The organism is Arthrobacter sorbitolis (assembly GCF_054510995.1).
In genome coordinates this window covers 1-19,881 of sequence record NZ_JBTNDM010000016.1, presented here as the reverse complement: position 1 = coordinate 19,881, position 19,881 = coordinate 1, and the positions used below count along the sequence as shown (strand labels likewise).

At 73.0% G+C, this 19,881-nt stretch carries 16 protein-coding genes; 10 read left to right on the top strand and 6 right to left on the bottom strand.

Annotation, left to right across the window (positions count from 1 at the left end):
- Window positions 1-21: 21 nt before the first annotated feature.
- Genes ACX80K_RS16695 through ACX80K_RS16685 form a run of 3 tightly spaced genes read right to left on the bottom strand, consistent with a single transcriptional unit; the run spans window position 22 to window position 5,737 of the window.
- Complete coding sequence (locus ACX80K_RS16695) at window positions 22-1,743, bottom strand: DUF5719 family protein (protein WP_459273022.1); 1,722 nt, start codon at window positions 1,741-1,743, stop codon at window positions 22-24.
- Window positions 1,740-5,243, bottom strand: a complete 3,504-nt coding sequence (locus ACX80K_RS16690) for a glycosyltransferase (protein ID WP_459273021.1) — start codon at window positions 5,241-5,243, stop codon at window positions 1,740-1,742. The genes ACX80K_RS16695 and ACX80K_RS16690 overlap by 4 nt, the downstream gene beginning before the upstream one ends.
- The gene (locus tag ACX80K_RS16685) at window positions 5,147-5,737 is read right to left on the bottom strand and encodes a WhiB family transcriptional regulator (RefSeq protein WP_459273020.1); all 591 of its coding nucleotides are present in this window, start codon (window positions 5,735-5,737) and stop codon (window positions 5,147-5,149) included. The genes ACX80K_RS16690 and ACX80K_RS16685 overlap by 97 nt, the downstream gene beginning before the upstream one ends.
- A gap of 230 nt (window positions 5,738-5,967) precedes the next feature.
- On the opposite strand from ACX80K_RS16685, the gene ACX80K_RS16680 reads away from it, so the two are divergent.
- Entirely contained in the window at window positions 5,968-6,699 is a 732-nt protein-coding gene (locus ACX80K_RS16680) for a TIGR03089 family protein (protein WP_459273019.1), read from the top strand.
- Here ACX80K_RS16680 and ACX80K_RS16675 read toward each other — a convergent pair.
- Entirely contained in the window at window positions 6,674-7,195 is a 522-nt protein-coding gene (locus ACX80K_RS16675) for a GtrA family protein (RefSeq protein ID WP_459273018.1), read from the bottom strand. The two genes, ACX80K_RS16680 and ACX80K_RS16675, sit on opposite strands and share 26 nt — an antisense overlap.
- A gap of 280 nt (window positions 7,196-7,475) precedes the next feature.
- Here ACX80K_RS16675 and ACX80K_RS16670 point away from each other — a divergent pair, with 280 nt between their 5' ends.
- From ACX80K_RS16670 to manA, 4 genes are all read left to right on the top strand, one after another.
- A complete protein-coding gene (locus ACX80K_RS16670) occupies window positions 7,476-8,669 on the top strand; it encodes a 5-(carboxyamino)imidazole ribonucleotide synthase (RefSeq protein WP_459273017.1) in 1,194 nt (397 codons plus the stop codon).
- Window positions 8,670-8,692: 23 nt separating this feature from the next.
- A complete protein-coding gene (purE, locus tag ACX80K_RS16665) occupies window positions 8,693-9,196 on the top strand; it encodes a 5-(carboxyamino)imidazole ribonucleotide mutase (protein ID WP_459273046.1) in 504 nt (167 codons plus the stop codon).
- Complete coding sequence (locus ACX80K_RS16660; RefSeq protein WP_459273016.1) at window positions 9,193-10,776, top strand: LCP family glycopolymer transferase; 1,584 nt, start codon at window positions 9,193-9,195, stop codon at window positions 10,774-10,776. Before purE ends, ACX80K_RS16660 begins: the two co-directional genes overlap by 4 nt.
- Before the next feature lie 95 nt (window positions 10,777-10,871).
- Window positions 10,872-12,236, top strand: coding sequence for a mannose-6-phosphate isomerase, class I (gene manA, locus ACX80K_RS16655; protein WP_459273015.1), 1,365 nt, complete (start codon window positions 10,872-10,874; stop codon window positions 12,234-12,236).
- Here the strand turns inward: manA and ACX80K_RS16650 are convergent.
- Window positions 12,233-13,273, bottom strand: coding sequence for a lipid II:glycine glycyltransferase FemX (locus ACX80K_RS16650; RefSeq protein WP_459273014.1), 1,041 nt, complete (start codon window positions 13,271-13,273; stop codon window positions 12,233-12,235). The two genes, manA and ACX80K_RS16650, sit on opposite strands and share 4 nt — an antisense overlap.
- 71 nt (window positions 13,274-13,344) lie before the next feature.
- Window positions 13,345-14,397, bottom strand: a complete 1,053-nt coding sequence (gene glpX / locus ACX80K_RS16645) for a class II fructose-bisphosphatase (protein WP_104180123.1) — start codon at window positions 14,395-14,397, stop codon at window positions 13,345-13,347.
- Between the two features lie 147 nt (window positions 14,398-14,544).
- Here glpX and ACX80K_RS16640 point away from each other — a divergent pair, with 147 nt between their 5' ends.
- From ACX80K_RS16640 to ACX80K_RS16620, 5 genes are all read left to right on the top strand, one after another.
- Window positions 14,545-15,207 (top strand): DUF4245 domain-containing protein, encoded by a 663-nt coding sequence (locus ACX80K_RS16640; protein ID WP_459273012.1) that lies wholly within the window; start codon window positions 14,545-14,547, stop codon window positions 15,205-15,207.
- 47 nt (window positions 15,208-15,254) lie between these two features.
- Window positions 15,255-15,866 (top strand): carbonic anhydrase, encoded by a 612-nt coding sequence (locus tag ACX80K_RS16635; RefSeq protein WP_459273011.1) that lies wholly within the window; start codon window positions 15,255-15,257, stop codon window positions 15,864-15,866.
- Window positions 15,867-15,891: 25 nt separating this feature from the next.
- Entirely contained in the window at window positions 15,892-17,316 is a 1,425-nt protein-coding gene (locus tag ACX80K_RS16630; RefSeq protein ID WP_459273010.1) for a class II fumarate hydratase, read from the top strand.
- 108 nt (window positions 17,317-17,424) lie between these two features.
- Entirely contained in the window at window positions 17,425-18,102 is a 678-nt protein-coding gene (locus tag ACX80K_RS16625) for a TetR/AcrR family transcriptional regulator (RefSeq protein WP_459273009.1), read from the top strand.
- Window positions 18,099-19,781, top strand: a complete 1,683-nt coding sequence (locus ACX80K_RS16620; protein WP_459273008.1) for an MDR family MFS transporter — start codon at window positions 18,099-18,101, stop codon at window positions 19,779-19,781. The genes ACX80K_RS16625 and ACX80K_RS16620 overlap by 4 nt, the downstream gene beginning before the upstream one ends.
- Window positions 19,782-19,881: the final 100 nt, after the last annotated feature.

Below are 19,881 nucleotides of genomic sequence, written 5' to 3'. Positions count from 1 at the left end.
ACGGAAGCCGGGCCCCGGACGCTAGTAGCCGAGCTCCACGGGGATGCTCTGCGGGCCGGTCGCGCCCGCCGGCACAGCGGCCACCGACAGTCCGGCACGCGCGCCGGGCAGGGTCATGACCTGGGCGCCGTAGACCGGGTCCCCCGTTGCATCGATGACGACCCCGGCCGGCGCGCTGCCGAGCGAGGACGCCGGCACCGTGACCGACGTGCCGCCGGCGAGACCGATCACCACGGGGTCGCCCAGCGCCCCGTCGGCCGCGACGGGGGTCAGGGTGACCTCGCCCCTGCCGCTCGGCGCCCCCAGCACGAGGGCCGTGTCCACGCCCTCCGCCAGGGCCATCGCGTGGTCGGTGCCGAGGCGCACGGCGGAGGGGGCTCCGGCGAAGTCGACGGGCTTGCCGCCGTCGATGCCGCGGGTGACACGCGCCGATGCCACCACGGAGACGTCGGAGGTCACGGCGATCGTGTAGCTGCCCTCCGGCAGGTCGCTGAGGGCGACGGTCGTCACCGATCCGGCCGCGGCCGTCCCGACTCCCCCGCCGGCCAGCTCCACCACGCCGTCGGGGCCGTAGACCTCGATGTCCAGCACGGCGTCGCTCGTCCCGGGGACGAGCACCTGGAGTTCGGGGGCCGCGGTGCCGTAGCCCTCCTGCTCGCGGATGCGCCGCGCCGTCCCGGCGTCCTGCACGACGACGCCGGGCACCACCTGCGTGACGCCCGCCGCGGCGGTCGGTGACAGCAGCTCGACGCCTCCCGGGGTGAGGCCGCGCAGCACGCTCTGCTGGATGACGCCCGTGATGCGGCCGCCGTCGCTGCGGACCCGCACCGCGACCTGCTCCTGGTCGCCGGCGAGGCCGCCGAGGACGATCCGGCGGGTCTCGCCGGGAGCGACGAGCTGGCCACGGGCCCCTGCAGCCTCGATCGGGCCGCCACTGCCGTGCAGTTCGAGGTCCACGGTCGCGGGCGTCCCGCTGGGATTGGTCAGCGTGAGGATCGATGCCCGGCCCACGGTCGTGGACGCGCCGAGGATCCAGAAGTCGCTCGAGGGCACCTGACAGCCCGTCGCGGCGAGGCCGCGGAGGTCGCCGTCGGTGGCGGTGTACGTCGCGGTGGCGGCGGCCACCGGGGTGAGGCCGCCCTGCGGCTGCGCACGGAAGAGCGTCGGGGCGTCGACGGCGACGTCCCGGGCGACGCCGGCGAGGCGGCCGGTCAGCCCGTCGGCGCCACTGCTGGCCGGGCCGTCGGCGAGGGAGGCGGCGGGCGTGAAGTCCTGGATCATCGCCAGGGGTGCACCGCCGCCGACGGGCAGCAGCCCGCTGCCGGTCAGGGTGGCGCTCAGGTCGCTGAGCACCATCGCCGCGACGGTGGTCCTCGCCGTCGAGGACGCGGGGCTGAACTGGGGGTCCGCACCCTCGTCCGCCGCCTCGAGGAGGCGGGGCGGTGCGGGGCACACCGCCGTGTAGTCGCCGGCCGGCACGGTGGCCGCCGGTACCGCGAGGTCCGTCGACGGGGGCTCGACCAGGGCGTCCGCGGCGCCGGAAGCGATGGCAGCGGTCGCGGCGAGCAGCACGACCCCCGCGGCAGCACCCACCACGGCGCCCCTGCGGGCACGACGGAGGACGCCGCCGGCCGCCGCCCTGTCCCGGGCCACCGCGCGCGCGGCGACGGCGGCCTCCGCTGGTCCCGTCCCGGCGACCGGTGCGGCGCCATGCCCGTCGCGCTGCTTGCGTCCCCGGATCACCTCGGAACACTTCCACTGGGAACGGGCTGCGGTCCGGCGTCGAGGGCTCCCGCGTCGTCCGTGCCGGTCGCCGCCCGCGGGGAGGGGGCGGGGCGGCCGTGCGGGGGCCCCGTGGGCCGGACGACGCGGGGCTGCGACGGGAGGGGGACGGCCAGGAGGACGGTGAGCGCGAGGAGCACCGCCTGCACGGCCTCGGCCCACGGCTGGAAGGGGCTCACGTAGGACACCGACACGGTCCCGCCTCCTGCGGGCAGCGCGAACGCCTGCTGCCAGCCGTCGGACGTGGCATCGAGCCGTTCACCGTCGAGGCTCGCCTGCCAGCCCGGATCGGACTCCTCGGCGAGCACGAGCTTCCGCTCGCCCTCCCCCGGCGGGACGGCCCCTCCGGCGAGGATCGCGGAGGAGGAGATCGTCGCCTGCGTCCTGCCGTCGGCGTCGACGACCCGGACGCGCGCGGTGCGGTCGCCGGCGTCCTCCGTCCCGTCGTCGAGGGTCGCGGGGACCACCCGCCACAGGCGTCCGGCGTCCGTGTCGCCCACCGCGGTGAGGCCCGGGACGGCGTCGATGCGGCCGCCGAGGAACTCGCCGGCGGTGCCGGACCGCTGCAGGACGACGAACCCGACGCCGAGATCGCGTAGGTCGCCGCGCGGGTCGGCGCCGGTCGCACCGACGATCACCGCGACGGTCGTCCGGAGCATCCGCGCGGAGGCGCGGTCGTCAGCCGGGGCGTCCCCGCCCTGCAGGGTGCGGGCCGCGTAGAGCGGGTTGAGCGCGTCCAGGGTGGTCCCGGATCCGCGCATGAGGGACGCCGCCATGGTGTCGTCGTCGTCGACCGTGATCACGAGCGTGCGGGTCCGGTCCGGACCCTCGCCCCGGTCCGCGGCGGTGGCCGGCAGCGGTCGCTCGGCGGCGGGCCGGAGGTCGACGGCGGTACCGAAGCCGGTGGTGCCCTGGCCCGCCTCCGGTGCCTCCTCGGCCGGCGTGCCCGGGATGATCACGGGCTCGGCCACCACGGCGGGCGGACCGGTCACCTCGGGGGCCAACCACAGGCCGAGGCCGAGCACCGGGCCGACGGCGAGGAGCGCCCCGCCCGCGAGGCGGAAGGTCCGGCGGCCGGCCGGCCGGCGCGCGGCGGGCGCGGCGTCCGATCCCGGCCGGCCGGACAGCGCCGCGGCGAGGAGGCAGAGGGCGACGACGGACACGAACGGACCGGGGAAGACCGGGAGGAGCGACGCGGTGCCCAGCGCGACGGGGAGCAGGGGCGCGACGGCGGCCAGCGCGAGCGCCAGGACGGCGAGCAGCCAGAGCCGGCGCGCTATCCGGCCGCGCCCGGAGAACAGGGCGACGGCGGCGAGCACGACGACGGGCCCGCCGATGAGGACCGCGGCGACGAGCGACCACGGCCCCGCGCCGAGGAACCCGGCCGCGGCGGGCGGGAGCATCGGGTCGAAGGACACGGGGAAGCCGAGCAGGTGCTGCCAGGAGGCGGCCGGCTCGAAAGGCGTCGGCACGCCCGGATCGCCGAGGATCCCCCGGGGTGCGTCCACCGCCGAGAGGGCGTACGGGAGGTGGAGCGCCACGACCGGCACGAGGGCCCACCAGAGGGGACGGGCCCGGCGTCCGCCGAGGACCAGCGTGACCGCCAGTCCCACGACGACGACCGCGAGGAGGGAGGGGGCGCACGCGGTGACGATCGCGAGGACGAGTCCTGCGGAGGCCCCCGCGGTCCAGCTCCTGGTCCCGCCGACGCCCGGGAGGACGACCCCGTCCGGAAGGCTCCGGGACGGCAGGCCGGCGCCCACCGCGCGGACGACGCCGAGCAGCGCCAGGGGCAGGAGGAGGTGGGCGATCAGCGCGCCGAGGCGACCACTGCCCAGGGCCACCTGGAGGGCCGGGGCCGCGCCCCAGAAGAAGGCCGCCCAGAGGCGGAGCCCCCGTGAGCGCGTCAGCGCACCGGCCGCGAACCAGGCGGACAGGCCCGCCAGCGGCAGGGCGCAGACCACCGTGACCACGATCATCGTGTTCGCCGAGCCGAACCCCGCGAGGGAGAGGAGCCAGAGGACGTAGGAGAACGGCGAGCCGTGGGCGGCGTACCCGGTGCCGAGGCCCGCCCACCAGGTCGTCGCGTTGGCCCAGATGGCCGCGGGGGTCTCCGCGGCCGGCAGCAGTGCTCCGCCGGCGAGGGCGCCGGCGCCGACGAGACGGTGCAGGCCCGTCAGGGCGGCGGCCAGGAGCACGACGACGGCGAGCACCGCTCCGGCCCCGCTCCACAGCCGTGCGGGTGCGGCGAGGGCCGCGAAATCGTCGTTGCTGTCGCCGGAGGGGATGTACTCCTCGGTGGGCTGCAGCTGTTCGGCGCCGGGGTGTGCACCGCGGGAGGTGAAGGCGTCGAGGACGGACCTGCGGTGGGACCGGACGTCGCGACGCGAGGTGACGAGCGGGCGGACGATCGAGCGCGGGCGCTGCCGGGTCCTCGCGGCGGAGCGGCGGGAGCGCCAGAGCTGCAGCGGCCGGCAGACGCCGCCGAGGCTGCCGAGCAGCTGCCCGGTGCCGTGCGCGGGGTCCTTGGCGAGGAGCCCGAGGACGAGGCGCGCGACTCCCCCGAGCACTGCGCCGACGGCGAGGAGGGGGACGTTCCAGGGGGCCGCGTGCTTAAGCCGCAGGTACACCTCGGCGGCGCGGGCGGCGTGCGGCGCGGACACCGGGTGCGGCCTGGCGGGAGCGTGCCGCATCACCGCCGCGGGTACCACCACCACGCGGTTCCCGGCGAGGCGGTTGCGCCAGCAGAGGTCGACGTCGTCGCCGACGCCGTGGAGGGCGGGGTCGAACCCGCCGAGGGAGTCCCACACGTCGCGGCGCACGAGCATGCCGGCGGAGTTCACGGCGAACACGTCGCTGCGCGCGTCGTACTGGCCCTGGTCGTGCTCGTCGACGTCGATGAGCGTGAGCCGCTCGGCCCACCGGCTGATGGACAGGCCCACGTCCACCAGGGCGCGGCGGTCGTCCCAGGCCACCTGCTTCGCACCCGCCACCGTCACGGAGGGTGCCCGCTCGACGGCGAGGAGGAGTTCGGCGAGCGCGTCCGGTTCGGGGGCGGAATCGTCGTGGAGGAGCCACAGCCAGTCGGTGGCGGCGTCTCCGGGGGCGCTCCGGGCAGGGATCTCCGCGACGGCGGTCCGGACGGCGGTCCCGAAGCCGGCCCGTGCCGGCGCACCGACCACGGGGCTGCCCGTGGGCAGATCCAGCTGGAGGATGGAGGCCGAGGCGTCCGTGGACCCGGTGTCGACACCGACGCAGAAGTCGGCCCGGCGCGTCTGGCGGTGCAGTGCTTCCAGGGTGCCCGGAAGGTACTCGGCGCCGTTGTGGGCTACGACGACGGCGGTGACGCGGAGGTGCTGCGGGATCAGACCGCTCGCTTCCGCAGTCTGCGGCGCTCGCGCTCGGAGAGCCCGCCCCAGATGCCGAAGCGCTCGTCGTTCTCCAGCGCGTACTCGAGGCACTCGGACTTGACCATGCAGGAGCCGCACACCTTCTTGGCGTCGCGGGTCGAGCCGCCCTTCTCGGGGAAGAAGGCCTCGGGGTCGGTCTGCGCGCACAGGGCGTCGGCCTGCCAGGAGAGTTCGCCGTCGTCGTCGACGTTCCCGGGGGCCATCGGCTGCACGGCCCAGGAGGGCGAGGCGACGGGGCTGAGGGGACGTGCATCGTGCAGCACGTCGGGGAGAATGCGGAAGGACTCGGGGTCCGGCGTCGGCAGGACGAGGAGGCTGCTCGGGCCCTGCTCCACATCGGGCAGACCGGCGAGGGTCTCATGGGCGGTGAGGAAGGCGGTGGCCTGGTCCTCGAGCGGGGATCGCGTGATCTCGCGGTACCGATCCCCTGCCAGGGGATCGGCGGGGTCCAGGAACCAGTCGGCAGGAACGCCCCTCGAGCCGTAGCGGGCCGAGGCCTGCGCTGCGATATCTGGTCGTGCGTGAGTGCGTTCTGCCTGCCCCATGGATAAGCCCTTCCGGTGTTTCCGTTCCAACATCAGCATGGGTCGACCCTCGCGCCCAGCTGCTGGAACCAATCCGATACCTAATTACACGGGTGTAAGTCGATTTTCGTCAAGCGGCCGGGCGGATGATATAGATTCGCTATCGCAGAATCACGAGCGCCACGCCGGGTCGACTACCTGTCTTTGTCGGCGTGTCCAAGTAGTCTCGCACGGAGCCGAAGGGGCCCATCATGCCACAGACACCCGCAGGCATCCTGACCGCGATGAGGTCGGTCAGCCCCGCCTCCCCGCGCCTGGTCTGGTACGGCCAGGAGGGCCGGATCGAGCTGTCGGGACGCGTCTTCGACAACTGGGTCGCGAAGAGTTCCAACCTCCTCGTCGACGAGCTCGACGCGACCGCCTCGACCCGCGTCGCCCTCGACCTGCCGCCGCACTGGAAGTCCCTCGCTCTCGCGTTCGCCTGCTGGCAGGTGGGCGCGCTCGTGGTCCTGCCCGAGGACGGGGAGGCCCCGGTGGCCGGCGTCGACATCGTCTTCTCCTCGCGCACGGCACCGGCGGTCGATCCGTCGAGTCTGCTCGTCTGCGTCGCCCTCGGGTCGCTGGCGATGAGCTGGGACGGGCCGCTGCCGGGCGGGGCGGTGGACTTCGCCGGGGAGGTGCGGTCGCACGGCGACGTCTACCCTGGCCCGACCGCCGATGCCGGCGCCCCGCTCGTGGCCGCGGGAGGGCGGACGCTCTCGGCGCAGGACCTCCTGGACTCCGTGGCGCTGCCCGCGGGTGCCGCGGACGGCGAGGCGGGGCCCCTCCTGCTCGAACCGGGGGTCCCGCTCCTGAGGGCCCTCGGCGCGGCGCTGGCCGTCTGGTCGCGGGGCGGCGCGCTCGTCCTCGTCGAGGAGGGCGTGCCCGTCACCGACCGCATGCTGGCCGGCGAGCGGGTCACTGCCCGGTTGGGGACTGCCTGACGGGCTCGCGTGCCACGCCGGAGTGCGGCCGGAGGATCTCCTTGTCATGGCTGAACTCGGGCTCCTCGTCGAGTTCGGCGTTGAAGACCCAGAAGCGGTACGCGACGAAGCGCACCAGGGTGGCGAGCACCGTGCCGAAGATCCCGACAAGGAACAGCGCGCTCGGCTCGGTGACGTCGAAGCCGTACTTGGCCACCCACACGCAGCCGGCGGCGATGCCCATGCCGATGACATTGATGAAGACGAACATGAGGAGTTCGCGGGCGGCGTTCGGCTGGCGGCGGTGACGGAACGTCCAGTAGCGGTTCGCGACCCAGGCGAACATCGTGGCGATGCCCGCCGAGACGAACCGCGCCTTGACCTCGCTGCCGCTCATGGGGCCGTGGATCAGGTACCAGTACAGCCCGTTGTCGATGACGAAGGCCACGCCCCCCACGGCGCCGAACTTCGCCACCTCGCGCCAGAAGAGGGATGCGAGCCCCCTGATCCTGTCCATGAGTCCTGCCACTGCTTACCTCCGCGGTCCGGTCCGAACGCCGCCGCGGGGGTATGTCTCCCGGCGACTGCAGGACGAACCGCGACAGGGGCCGGCAGAGCAAGCCACCCCGGCTGACCTTTGCATGGCGTGTTTCGACCCCATTTTACGGTGTCGTCCCGCCACCCGCGTCGACAATCCGGTCCTGGCAACCTGAGAGCTTCCCGGCAAGTCGCCGGAAGATGCCGCGCCGCGCCCGGCCGATGGCGGGCCCGGACCCTGCCGTGGGTACGCTGTAACGGTGACTTTTCCCGTGATAGGCGTGATCGGCGGCGGCCAGCTCGCCCGGATGATGGCCGGTCCCGCCGTCGAACTCGGACTCGAACTCCGCGTCCTCGCGGAGGGGCCGGACGTCTCGGCGGTGGCTGCCGTGGCCCGGGCGCAGGTCGGGGACTACCGCGACCTGGAGACGCTGCGGGCCTTCGCTGCGGGCGTCGACGTGCTGACCTTCGACCACGAGCACGTGCCGGGCGGACTGCTCGACCGGCTCGCCCTCGACGGCGTGGCCCTCCACCCCTCGCCCCCGGCCCTCCGGCACGCCCAGGACAAGCTGGTGATGCGGCGCGCGGTGGAGGACCTGGGCCTGCCCAACCCCGCATGGCGGGCCGTGACGACCCTCGCCGACATCGAAGCCTTCGCGGCCGCCGCCGGGTGGCCCGTGGTCCTGAAGACACCGCGCGGCGGGTACGACGGCAAGGGTGTCCTGGTGGTGCGCGATGCCGCGGGCCTCGCCGCTGCCGGGTCGTGGCTCACCGGCGGCGAACTGCTCGTGGAGCAGTTCGTGCCCTTCCGCCGCGAGCTCTCCGTGCTCGTGGCGCGGCGCCCGTCCGGGGACGCCGTCACGTGGCCGGTCGTCGAATCGATCCAGGTGGACAGCGTGTGCGACGAGGTCCTGGCCCCCGCCCCGGACCTCCCCGACGACGTCGCCGCCGCCGTCACCGCCGCCGCGCTGCACCTCGCCGGGAGTCTCGGTGTCACGGGCGTCATGGCCGTGGAGCTGTTCGAGACGCCCGGCGTCGGGGCGGGCTACCTCATCAACGAACTCGCCATGCGCCCGCACAACTCGGGGCACTGGACCATGGACGGCGCCGCCACCGGCCAGTTCGAGCAGCACCTCCGTGCGGTGCTCGACCTCCCGCTGGGGGCGACGCACGCGCTCGCCGAGCACGCCGTCATGAAGAACGTCCTGGGCGGCGCCAACACCGACCTCTACGGGGCCTACCCGTGGGCCCTGTCCTCAGGTACGTCCGCTAAGGTGCACGTCTACGGCAAGGGCGTGCGCCCTGGCCGCAAGATCGGCCACGTGAACGCGCTGGCGGCTCCCGGAGAGCCGCTCGCCGACGTGCGCGCGAGGGCCTCGAGGGTTGCCGCGATCCTCCGCGACGGCACGGACCTGCCCTCCGCCGAGCAGGATCGACCGAAGGGAATGCAGTGACGAACGCCCAGGTAGGCCTCGTGATGGGCTCGGACTCGGACTGGCCAGTGATGGAGGCAGCAGCGGCCGCGCTGGCCGAGTTCTCGATCCCCTACGAGGCCGACGTCGTCTCCGCTCACCGCATGCCCGAAGCCATGATCGAGTACGGGCGGACGGCCTCCGAGCGGGGCCTCCGGGTCATCATCGCCGGCGCCGGCGGAGCGGCGCACCTCCCGGGGATGCTCGCCTCCGTGACGCCGCTGCCCGTCATCGGCGTCCCCGTCCCCCTGCGCTACCTCGACGGCATGGACTCCCTGCTCTCCATCGTCCAGATGCCCGCCGGCGTGCCCGTGGCCACGGTGTCCATCGGCGGCGCCCGCAATGCCGGCCTGCTCGCCGTCCGCATCCTCGCCGCCGGGACCGACGACCGGGCGGTGGAGCTCCGCGCCCAGCTCGTCGAGTTCGCCGGTGCCCTCCGGACGACCGCTGAGGAGAAGGGCGCCGCCCTGCGGTCCCGCATCGCCGACCCCACGGCGGAGGGCGCATGATCGCCCCCACCCGCGTCCACGGCACGGACGGCACCGACGGCCCGGGCACCCCGGGCCTCACCAACCCCGTCCGCTACCCGCAGACGGCGCCGCCCGCGGTCCGCACCAAGCGGGCGTTCGTGCTGCTCGCCATGACCCTCGTGCTGCCCGGCTCCGCGCAGGTCGTCGCGGGCGACCGGCGGCTCGGGCGCAGGGCCCTCAGGACCACGTTCGCGTGCTGGGCGCTCATCCTCCTCGGGCTCGTCCTCGCCCTGACCAACCGCACGCTCGCGGTCGGCGTCGTGACCCACCGCTGGTGGTCCCTGGCGCTGATCGTCGCGCTCCTCGGCATCGCCGTCGCGTGGGCGCTGCTGTTCGTCAACACCCTGCGGCTCATCCGCATGCCCCTCCTCGAACGCGGCGTCCGCCCGCTCGTGGCCGGGACGCTGGCGCTGCTCATGGTGCTCACCAGCGGGTCGCTCGCCTACGGCGCCTACGTGCTCGGCGTCGGCCGGTCGACGGTGGGCTCGATCTTCCAGTCGGGCCCGGCCTTCGACCCGGTGGACGGACGCTACAACTTCCTGCTCATGGGCGGTGACGCGGGCGAGGACCGCACGGGCCGACGGCCCGACAGCATCTCGGTGATCAGCGTGGACGCCGAGACCGGCGCGACCGTGACGTTCAGCATCCCGCGCAACTTCCAGAACGCGCAGTTCTCCGAGGACTCCCCCCTCTGGGAGGTCTACCCCGACGGGTACAACTGCGGCGACCCGTGCATCATCAACAGCCTCTACACCGACGTCACGCAGAACTACGCCGACCTGTACCCCGGCACCGCGGACCCGGGCGCCGAGGCGATGATGGACGCCGCGAGCGGTGTGCTCGGCATCGAGGTGCAGTCCTACCTCCTCGTCGACATGAACGGCTTCGAGCAGCTCGTGGACGCCATGGGCGGGATCCGGATCGACGCGGGCGGCTGGGTGCCGATCACCGCGGCGGAGATCCCGGGCACCGACCCCATCCGCCATTACCCGCCCGACGGCTGGATCAGGCCCGGCGTGCAGACGCTCGACGGCTACCACGCCCTCTGGTACGCCAGATCGCGCGAGTTCGTCACGGACTACGACCGCATCTCCCGCCAGCAGTGCGTCCAGCAGGCGATGATCGCCCAGCTCGACCCCGCCACCGTCCTGACCCGCTTCCAGTCGATCGCCGCGGCGGGCACGCAGATCGTCGAGACGGACATCCCGCAGGACCAGCTGGCGAGCTTCGTGGACCTCGGCCTGAAGGCCAAGGGGCAGGAGACCCGCCGCCTGACGATCGGCCCGCCGGACTTCGGCACGCCCGCCGACAACTTCGTCACCTACCCGGACTTCGACCTCATCCACGAGCGCGTCCAGGGGATGTTCGCGCCCCCGGCGGCCGATCCCGCGGCCGCCGCTCCCCTGCAGGTCGAGCGTGCCGGGCTCGTCACGCGGGCCCCGGCCCAGACCACCGACGACGGCATCACCGAGGAGTACCTGCAGGAGCTCGCCACGATCGGCGACGACGCGACGCTCGGGGACCTGCTGGCGGACAACGGACAGTGCTCCCCCGCCTGACCCCCCGTGATGTCACCGGGATGTCGCCGGGATGTCACCGGGATCCCGGTCGCACGCCTGACGCACGCCCACCCGACCAGCCGAAGGACGCCACGATGTACCTCCTCGAGAACCCCCTCCGCCCCTACGCCTGGGGATCCGAGCGCGCCATCGCCGACCTCCTCGGCCGGGAGCCCTCGGGTGGGCCGGAGGCGGAGCTGTGGGTCGGCGCCCACCCGGACTCCCCGTCGGAGGTCGTGCACGCGGACGGCAGCCGGGAGGGCCTCCACGAGGTGATCGACCGCGATCCCGAGGGACTCCTCGGCGGAGCGGTCGCCGAACGCTTCGGGAACCGCCTCCCCTTCCTGCTGAAGGTCCTCGCCGCCGGCTCCGCCCTGTCCCTGCAGGTGCACCCCAGCCTCGAGCAGGCGGCGGCCGGCTTCGACGCGGAGGAGGCCGCCGGCGTCCCCCGCGACGCTGGGCACCGCAACTACCGCGACCGGAACCACAAGCCCGAGATGATCTTCGCCCTGACACCGTTCGAGGCGCTCTGCGGTTTCCGGCCCCTGCCCGAGGCCGGGCAGGTCTTCACGGTGCTCGGCGCCGCCGTCTCGCCGGGCTCCCCCGCGCACGACCTCCTCGACACCGTCGCCGCGCGGCTCGCCTCGGGCGACGCCACGGCCCTGCGGGAGTCCTTCGTCCTGCTGCTCGACGCCCCCGGGGAGGTCGTCGACGAGGTCGAGGCCGCCGCGGGCCGTGTCGGCAGCCGCGCAGGGGACCCGGGATCCGGCGTCGCCGGCGACCTCGCCACCGTCGCGGAGCTTTCCCGCCAGTACCCGGGCGACCCCGGCGTCCTGGTGGCCCTGCTCCTCAACCGGGTCTCGCTGCGGCCCGGGGAGGCCCTCTACCTGCCGGCCGGGAACATCCACGCATACCTGGGCGGGCTGGGGATCGAGGTCATGGCGTCCTCGGACAACGTGCTGCGCGGCGGCCTCACGCCCAAGCACGTGGACACCGGTGAGCTGCTCGCCACCGTGGTCTTCGAGCCGCTCGCTCCCCCGGCGCTGGCCCCCGACACCACGTTCCTCGACCAGGAGCTCTACCGGCCGCCCTTCGACGAGTTCCAGCTCCAGCGGATCGAACTCGCCGACGCCGCAGCCGGTCCCCGCGGGGAGTCCGGGGCGAGCACGGGCGGCACGGGCGGCACGGGCGGCGCGAGCCCCCTGCCGGCCGGTGAGAGCCTCACGCCGGCGCACGTCCCCGTGGTGCAGAACGGCCCCGTGGTGGTCCTGGCCGTCAGCGGGCCGATCCTGCTCGACACGCCGAACTCGACCCTCGTCGTCCCGCGCGGCGGGAGCGCCTTCGTGGCGGCCTCGGAGGCCCCCCTCGTCGTCCGCCCCGCGGCCGACGCGCACGGGGCGACGGACGGCCCCGTGCTGGCGTTCGCCGTGACGGTCGGCGGCGGGACGCCCGGACCCTAGGAGCGGGCGCGCATCCGCCGGGCCGCGCCGATGGTTCGGGCGGCCTGCCGGCGTGCGAGCTGCATGCCGCGCTTCGCGACGGGGAGCGCCCGGCTGAACACCGGGTAGAACGGCGAGAGCGGCAGGTCCCAGGTCCCGGCGAGCTGGTCCTCGTGCTGCGCCCAGCCCATCTTGAAGCGGGACACGCCGTCGTTGAGGAGGCCGTTGAAGTCGTAGCGGGCCACGCCGCGGGCCTTCATCTCCTGGATGGCGAACCACTTAAGCGCGTAGTTGGCGCGCAGCCGCTCGCCCTCCTCGGTCATGCCGCCGTAGAGCTCGAAGGACGTCGTGTCCGTCGCCGAGATCCACAGGAAGGCGACGACGTCGTCGCCCTGGAACGCCGCGTACACGGGCGAGGCGTCGCCGAGGTTGTCGAGGATGTCCAGGTAGTAGGAGTCCTCGTGGATGCCGAAGCCGGCCCGTTCGGCGGTCAGCCGGTAGACGTCGAGGCAGGCGCCGATCTCGCCGCGCACCACGCGCCGGATCGCCAGGCCCTCCCGGCCCGACTTGCGGATGTACTGGCGGTGCTTCTTCGTCATGTCCGCGAGCAGCTCCTCCTCCGACCGGCGCAGGTCGAGGATGAGGGTCCGGCCGATGAGGATGGTGTTGGCGCTCTCCTTCCAGCCCGCGGCCGGCAGCGCCTCGACGGCGTCGCTCGCGGCGTCCCAGTCGGGTTCGATCGAGAGCGCGACCGAGTGGTGCGCCTCGCGGACGTAGCCGGCGATCGCCTCGAGGACCTCGATCTCACGACCGTCGGCCGTCTGCGGTCCGCGGGGGATGTACGCGAGGTTCCGCAGCGGCAGCGGGAGGGACCGCACCACGATCTGGGCCGCACCGACCACGACGCCGTCCTCGGCGACGAGCACGCGGTCGGCGCTCCAGCCGTGCGCGGCCTTCGTCTCGCCCCAGCCCCACAGCTGCTGGGGGTGCCCTCCCAGCTCGTTGACGGTGGTGTCCCATCGGGCGCGGTCGGGGCAGGGCGAAACGGAAAGGCTCATCCGACCAGCCTATAGGGGCGCGCCGCCACCCCGGTGCGGGTGGCGGACGGACGCATCCCTCCGGGGGCGGCCTAGTCCTTGACGCGGGCGTAGGTCTCCCACTTGTGGGCCTGGTGCTCGCCGTCGACCACGCGGATGGTCCCCGACTTGGAGCGCATGACCATGGACTGGGTGAGGACCTTGTCCTTGCTGTAGCGCACCCCGCGCAGCAGGTCGCCGTCGGTGATGCCGGTCGCGGCGAAGTAGCAGTTGTCGCTCGTGACGAGGTCGTTGGTCGAGAGCACGCGGTCGAGGTCGTGCCCGGCGTCGAGGGCCTTCTGCTTCTCGTCGTCGCTCGTGGGCCAGAGCCTGCCCTGGATCACACCGCCGAGGGACTTGATGGCGCAGGCCGCGACAATCCCCTCGGGGGTGCCGCCGATGCCCATGAGGGCGTCGACGTCGGTGCCCTCGCGGGCCGCGGCGATCGCGCCGGCGACGTCGCCGTCCATGATGAACTTGGTGCGCGCGCCGGCGGCGCGGATCTCCTCCACGAGGGGCTTGTGCCGGTCGCGGTCGAGGATCATGACGTTGAGCTGGCTGACCTTCTTGCCGTTGGCCTTGGCGATGAGGTGCAGGTTCTGCTTCACGGGCAGGCGCAGGTCCACCATGTCCGCGGCCTCCGGGCCGGTCACGAGCTTCTCCATGTAGAACACGGCGGACGGGTCGAACATCGAGCCGCGCTCGGCGACGGCGAGCACCGCGAGGGCGTTGTTGATGCCCAGGGCCGTCAGGCGGGTCCCGTCGATCGGGTCGACGGCGACGTCGCACTCGGGGCCGCTGCCGTCGCCCACGTGCTCGCCGTTGAAGAGCATGGGCGCCTCGTCCTTCTCGCCCTCGCCGATGACCACCACGCCGTTGAAGTGGACGGTCTGCAGGAGCGAGCGCATGGCGTCGACCGCCGCGCCGTCGGCGAGGTTCTTGTCGCCGAACCCGACCCAGTGGCCGCCGGCGATCGCCGCGGCCTCCGTGACGCGGACGAGTTCGAGGGCGAGGTTCCGGTCCGGCTCGTCGTCCCCGACGGCGAGCGCCGGTGAGAGTGTGGAGTACTGGGCGTTCGTGGCGTTCTGGGACACGTCGATCCTCATCGTCGAAGGTGGCCAGGCCCCACGCGGGCCTGGTGCTGCCGTGCTGCCATCATAGGCGTGCCGCGGCCCCCGGGCCCTGAATGCGACGGGCACCCGCCCGCGGCCTCCCGGTTAGGTGGCGGGCCCTGCATCAGCGAAAATGGGAGGGTGAGCGATAAAGGCGATGAGCGGACCACCCCCGGCACCGAGGCGGAACTCGACGACGACGCGCCCCCCATCACGCTCACCCCGAACCAGGCGAAGCGCGCCAGTGCGACGGCGCGCGGCATGCTGATCGCCACGGGCGCGACCATCGCCGTCGTGCTTCCCGTCTACTTCCTGAACCCGACCTACACGGCCGAGACCTATCGGCGCGACATCGACGTCGCGACCGTCGCACGCCAGGCCGCCGGGGACGCCGGCTACCTCCCCGCCTCGCCGGAGCTCCCCGAGGGCTGGTCCTCGAACTACGCGCGCTGGGTGACCGGCCGCAGCGACAGCGTCGACTTCTGGGAGGTCGGGTACCTGACCTCGGACACCGGCTTCATCCAGCTCACCCAGTCCGACGACGCCAACCCCACCTGGGCGGCCCAGCGCATCGGCGACGCGCAGGTCTCGGGCACGCGGACCATCGGCGGGCTCGAGTGGGAGCTGCTCGACGCACCGGACGGGGACACCGTGCTGAGGTCCGACGTCGACGGGGCCACCGTGATCCTCAACGGGGAGGCCGCGCTCACCGAGTTCGACACCCTGGGGGCAGCCGTGATCGAGGACGTGCGGCGCAACGCGGCGGAGGAGGCCGAGCGCCTGTCCGGCGCGGACGGCCCCTGAGCACCTGGACCTGCCCCGGGCCCGCCCCGACCAGTACAGTGGGCGGCGTGAACCAGCAACTGACCCCGGCCGACGCGTGGCTCCGCCTGCAGGAGGGCAACGCCCGCTTCGTCGCCGCCGACTCCTCGCACCCGAACCAGGACGCCTCCCGCCGCGCGGCGCTCGTGGACAACCAGAACCCGTTCGCCGTGATCTTCGGCTGCTCGGACTCGCGCCTCGCCGCGGAGATCATCTTCGACCTCGGCCTCGGTGACGTCTTCGTGGTCCGCACGGCCGGGCAGGTGATCGACGACGCCGTCCTCGGCTCCCTCGAGTACAGCGTCAGCGTGCTCGGCGTACCCCTGATCGTGGTCCTCGGCCACGACAGCTGCGGCGCCGTCACGGCCACCATAAACGCGATCGAGACCGGCGACATGCCGGCCGGGTTCATCCGGGACCTCGTGGAGCGGATCATGCCCTCGGTCCTCACGGCACGGCGCTCCGGCGTCACCGACGTGAACGAGACAGTCGTCGAGCACACGCGGCAGACGGCCCAGCGCCTGGTGGACAGTTCGCGCGTGATCGCGGACGCCGTCGTGGGCGGGGACACGGCCGTCATCGGCGTCTCCTACCGCCTCGACGAGGGACGGGCCGTGCTCGTGTCAGGATTTGGCGCCTAGGAGCGCGACCCGCGAGAATTGCCGCATGACGCCTCCAGCCAGCCCTGAGTACCGCATCGAACACGACACCATGGGCGAGGTGCGCGTCCCCGTCGACGCCCTGTACCGCGCGCAGACGCAGCGCGCCGTGGAGAACTTCCCGATCTCCGGCACCACCCTCGAGCGCGCGCACATCGAGGCACTGGCCCGCATCAAGAAGGCCGCGGCCACGGCCAACGCCGAGCTCGGCGTGCTCGACGAGGAGCGGGCCCGGGCCATCGAGGCCGCGGCCGAGGACGTCGCGTCGGGGAAGTACGACGGCGACTTCCCCGTGGACATCTACCAGACCGGCTCGGGGACGTCCTCGAACATGAACGCCAACGAGGTCATCGCGACCCTCGCCAGCCGGGCGCTGGAAGCGGCGGGCAGCACCGCCTCGGTGCACCCCAACGACCACGTCAACGCCTCGCAGTCCTCCAACGACGTCTTCCCGACCTCGGTCCACGTCGCGGCGACCTCGGCGCTCGTGAAGGACCTCTTCCCGGCGCTGGCACACCTCGCCGAGGCGCTCGAGCGCAAGGCCGCCGAGTTCGCCACCGTCGTGAAGTCCGGCCGCACGCACCTCATGGACGCCACACCGGTCACCCTCGGCCAGGAGTTCGGCGGGTACGCCGCCCAGGTCCGCTACGGGATCGAGCGCATCGAGGCCTCGCTCCCGCGCGTGGCCGAGGTGCCCCTCGGCGGCACCGCCGTCGGTACCGGCATCAACACGCCGGCGGGCTTCTCCGCCCGCGTCATCGAGCTCCTCGCCGAGGACACCGGGCTCGCCCTCACGGAGGCGCGCGACCACTTCGAGGCCCAGGCGAACCGCGACGCGCTCGTCGAGGTCTCGGGGATGCTGCGCACCATCGCCGTGTCGCTCACCAAGATCCACAACGACCTGCGCTGGCTCGGGTCCGGCCCCAACACGGGCCTCGGCGAGATCTCCCTCCCCGACCTGCAGCCCGGCTCGTCGATCATGCCGGGCAAGGTCAACCCCGTGATCGCCGAGGCGGTCCTCATGGTCTGCGCCCAGGTCGTCGGCAACGACGCCACCGTCGCGTGGTCCGGCACCAACGGCGCGTTCGAGCTCAACGTCGGCATCCCCGTGATCGCCCGCAACGTGCTCGAGTCGATCCGCCTGCTGAGCAACTCCACGCGCGTCTCCGCCGACCGCATGGTCGACGGCATCACCGCCAACGTCGAGCGCGCCCGCTTCCTCGCCGAGGCCTCCCCCTCGATCGTCACGCCGCTCAACAAGTACATCGGCTACGAGAACGCCGCGAAGATCGCCAAGAAGGCCGTCGCCGAGGGACTCACCGTCCGCGAGGCGGTCCTGGCCCTCGGCTTCGTCGAGCGCGGGGACCTCACCGAGGAGCAGCTGGACTCGGCGCTCGACGTGCTCTCCATGACGCGGCCCCCGCAGGCCTGACGGGCGCGTCCCCGCCGTCCCGGGAAGGGCGTACCCGCACCGGGTGCGCCCTTTTCGCGATCCCGCTCGAATTTGCACTCGAAACTTCATAGTGCAAATATGTACTCCATGCTCAACAGTGCAGAAAACGAGGACCTGGGGCTGCGGGAACGCAAACGCCGCCGGACCCGCTCCTCCCTCGTGGCGGCCGCGCGCCGCCGGACGCTCGAGCACGGCCTCGGCGGCTTCACCGTCGAGCAGCTCTGCGACGAGATCGGCATCTCGCGCCGCACGTTCTTCAACTACTTCCCCTCCAAGGAGGACGCCGTCCTCGGCTCCTCCGACGAGGGGCTGCCGGAGGAGCTCCTCGACGGGTTCGTCGCGTCGGGACGGACCGTGCCGCCGAAGCCCCTCCTCGACGCCCTCACCGAGCTCTTCGCCGAGTTCGGCGCCAGGATGGCCATCTCCCGCGAGGAGTACGAGATGATGTCCGCCGTCCTGCACCGGGAACCGCAGCTCATCACCAGGATGTTCGCCCGGGCCGAGTCGAAGTCCCAGCTGCTGACGGACCTCATCGTCGCGCGGGAGGGCCTGCCCGCGGACCACCCCGCGCCCCGCGTCGCCACGTTCGTGCTGGGCGGCCTCGCCCGCCGGTCGCTCGACGAATTCTTCGCCGACGGCAACGAGCTGTCCTACCCGGACGTCATCCGCCGGAACATCGACGCCCTGCGCTACCTCTTCCCCTCCCCTCCGCCCGAGGCCGCCTCCGGCCTCCCCGCCCAGCACCAGAACCAGGACCCCTCATGAGTACAACCACGGCGCCGGAAGGCCCGCTCCTCCTGACGCAGAGACGCATCTGGATCATCTTCTCGGCGCTCATCGCCGGGATGCTGCTCTCCAGCCTCGACCAGACCATCGTCTCGACGGCCATGCCCACCATCGTGGGGCAGCTCGGCGGGGTCGAGCACCAGACCTGGATCACGACGTCGTACCTCCTCGCCACGACCATCGTGATGCCGGTCTACGGCAAGTTCGGGGACGTCCTCGGGCGGCGCAACCTGTTCCTCTTCGCCATCGCCCTGTTCACCGTCGCGTCCATCGGCTGTGCGTTCGCCACCGACTTCTGGGGCTTCGTGGTGTTCCGGGCCATCCAGGGCCTCGGCGGCGGCGGCCTGATGATCCTGTCCCAGGCGATCATCGCGGACATCGTCCCCGCCAACGAGCGCGGCAAGTACATGGGCCCCCTCGGCGGCATCTTCGGCATCAGCGCCGTCGCCGGCCCCCTCCTCGGCGGGTACTTCGTGGACCACCTGACCTGGAACTGGGCCTTCTACATCAACATCCCCGTCGGGATCGCGGCCTTCGCCATCGCGTGGTTCACCCTGCGCCTGCCGTCGAAGAAGGCCACCCGGCGCATCGACATCCCGGGCGTCGTCCTGCTGTCCGTCGCCACGACGTGCCTCATCTTCTTCACGGACTTCGGCGGTGACGCCGAGGAGGGCTGGACCTCCCCGCTCACCTGGGCCTTCGGCGCCGGCATGGTCCTCGCCGCGGTCGCCTTCGTCCTGGTGGAACGCCGGGCCGAGGATCCCATCATCCCGCTCGGCCTCTTCCGCAACCGCACCTTCGTGACCAGCACCGGCATCGGCCTCACGCTGGGGCTCGGCATGTTCGCCGCGCTCGCGTTCATGCCGACGTTCCTGCAGATGGCCTCGGGCACCTCCGCCGCCGTGTCCGGCCTGCTGCTCGTGCCCATGATCGTGGGCCTCATGGGCACGTCCATCTACTCGGGGATCGCGATCTCCCGCACGGGCCGCTACCGCAAGTACCCGATCATCGGGACGTCACTGACGCTCGCCACCCTGCTCTGGATGTCGACCCTCACCGCGAGCACCCCGATCTGGATCATCTGCACCATGCTGTTCTTCTTCGGTGCCGGGCTCGGCCTCATCATGCAGGTCATCGTCCTCGTGGTGCAGAACTCGGTGGCCCCGACCATGATCGGCGTCGCGACGAGCACCAACAACTACTTCCGGGAGGTGGGCGCATCGCTCGGCGTCGCCGTCTTCGGCGCGATCTTCACGAGCCGGCTGTCCGAGCGGCTGCGGGAGACCTTCACGGCCTCCGGCGCGAGCCCCGAGGCCGCCGGTCAGGCGACGTCGACCCTCGATCCCGCCGCCCTGAACGCGCTGCCGGACCAGGTGCGGGACGCCGTCGTGAGCGACTACGCCGAGTCCCTGGCACCGGTGTTCCTCTATCTCGTCCCGTTCCTGGCGATCGCGCTCGTCCTCGCGTTCCTGCTGCGGGAGATCCCGCTGTCCGACACCTCGGGCATGGTGGCGCGCGGCGAGGCCATCGGCGGCGAGGAGGCGCTCCGGCTGGAGCGCGAGCGGGCCGCGTCATCCGCCGGGACGGCTCCGGCCGCGACGCCCGCCGGGCAGCCCGCCGGCGCGCGGACCGGTCCGTCCGAGCAGTCCGGCTCCTGAGGCGACGCCTCCCAGCGGGAATCGCAGGTCCGGCAGTGCCCGGAATGACGGGGAGGGGGGGTCGGGGGGAGAAGTGGGGGACGCCACCAAACCCCGCGGG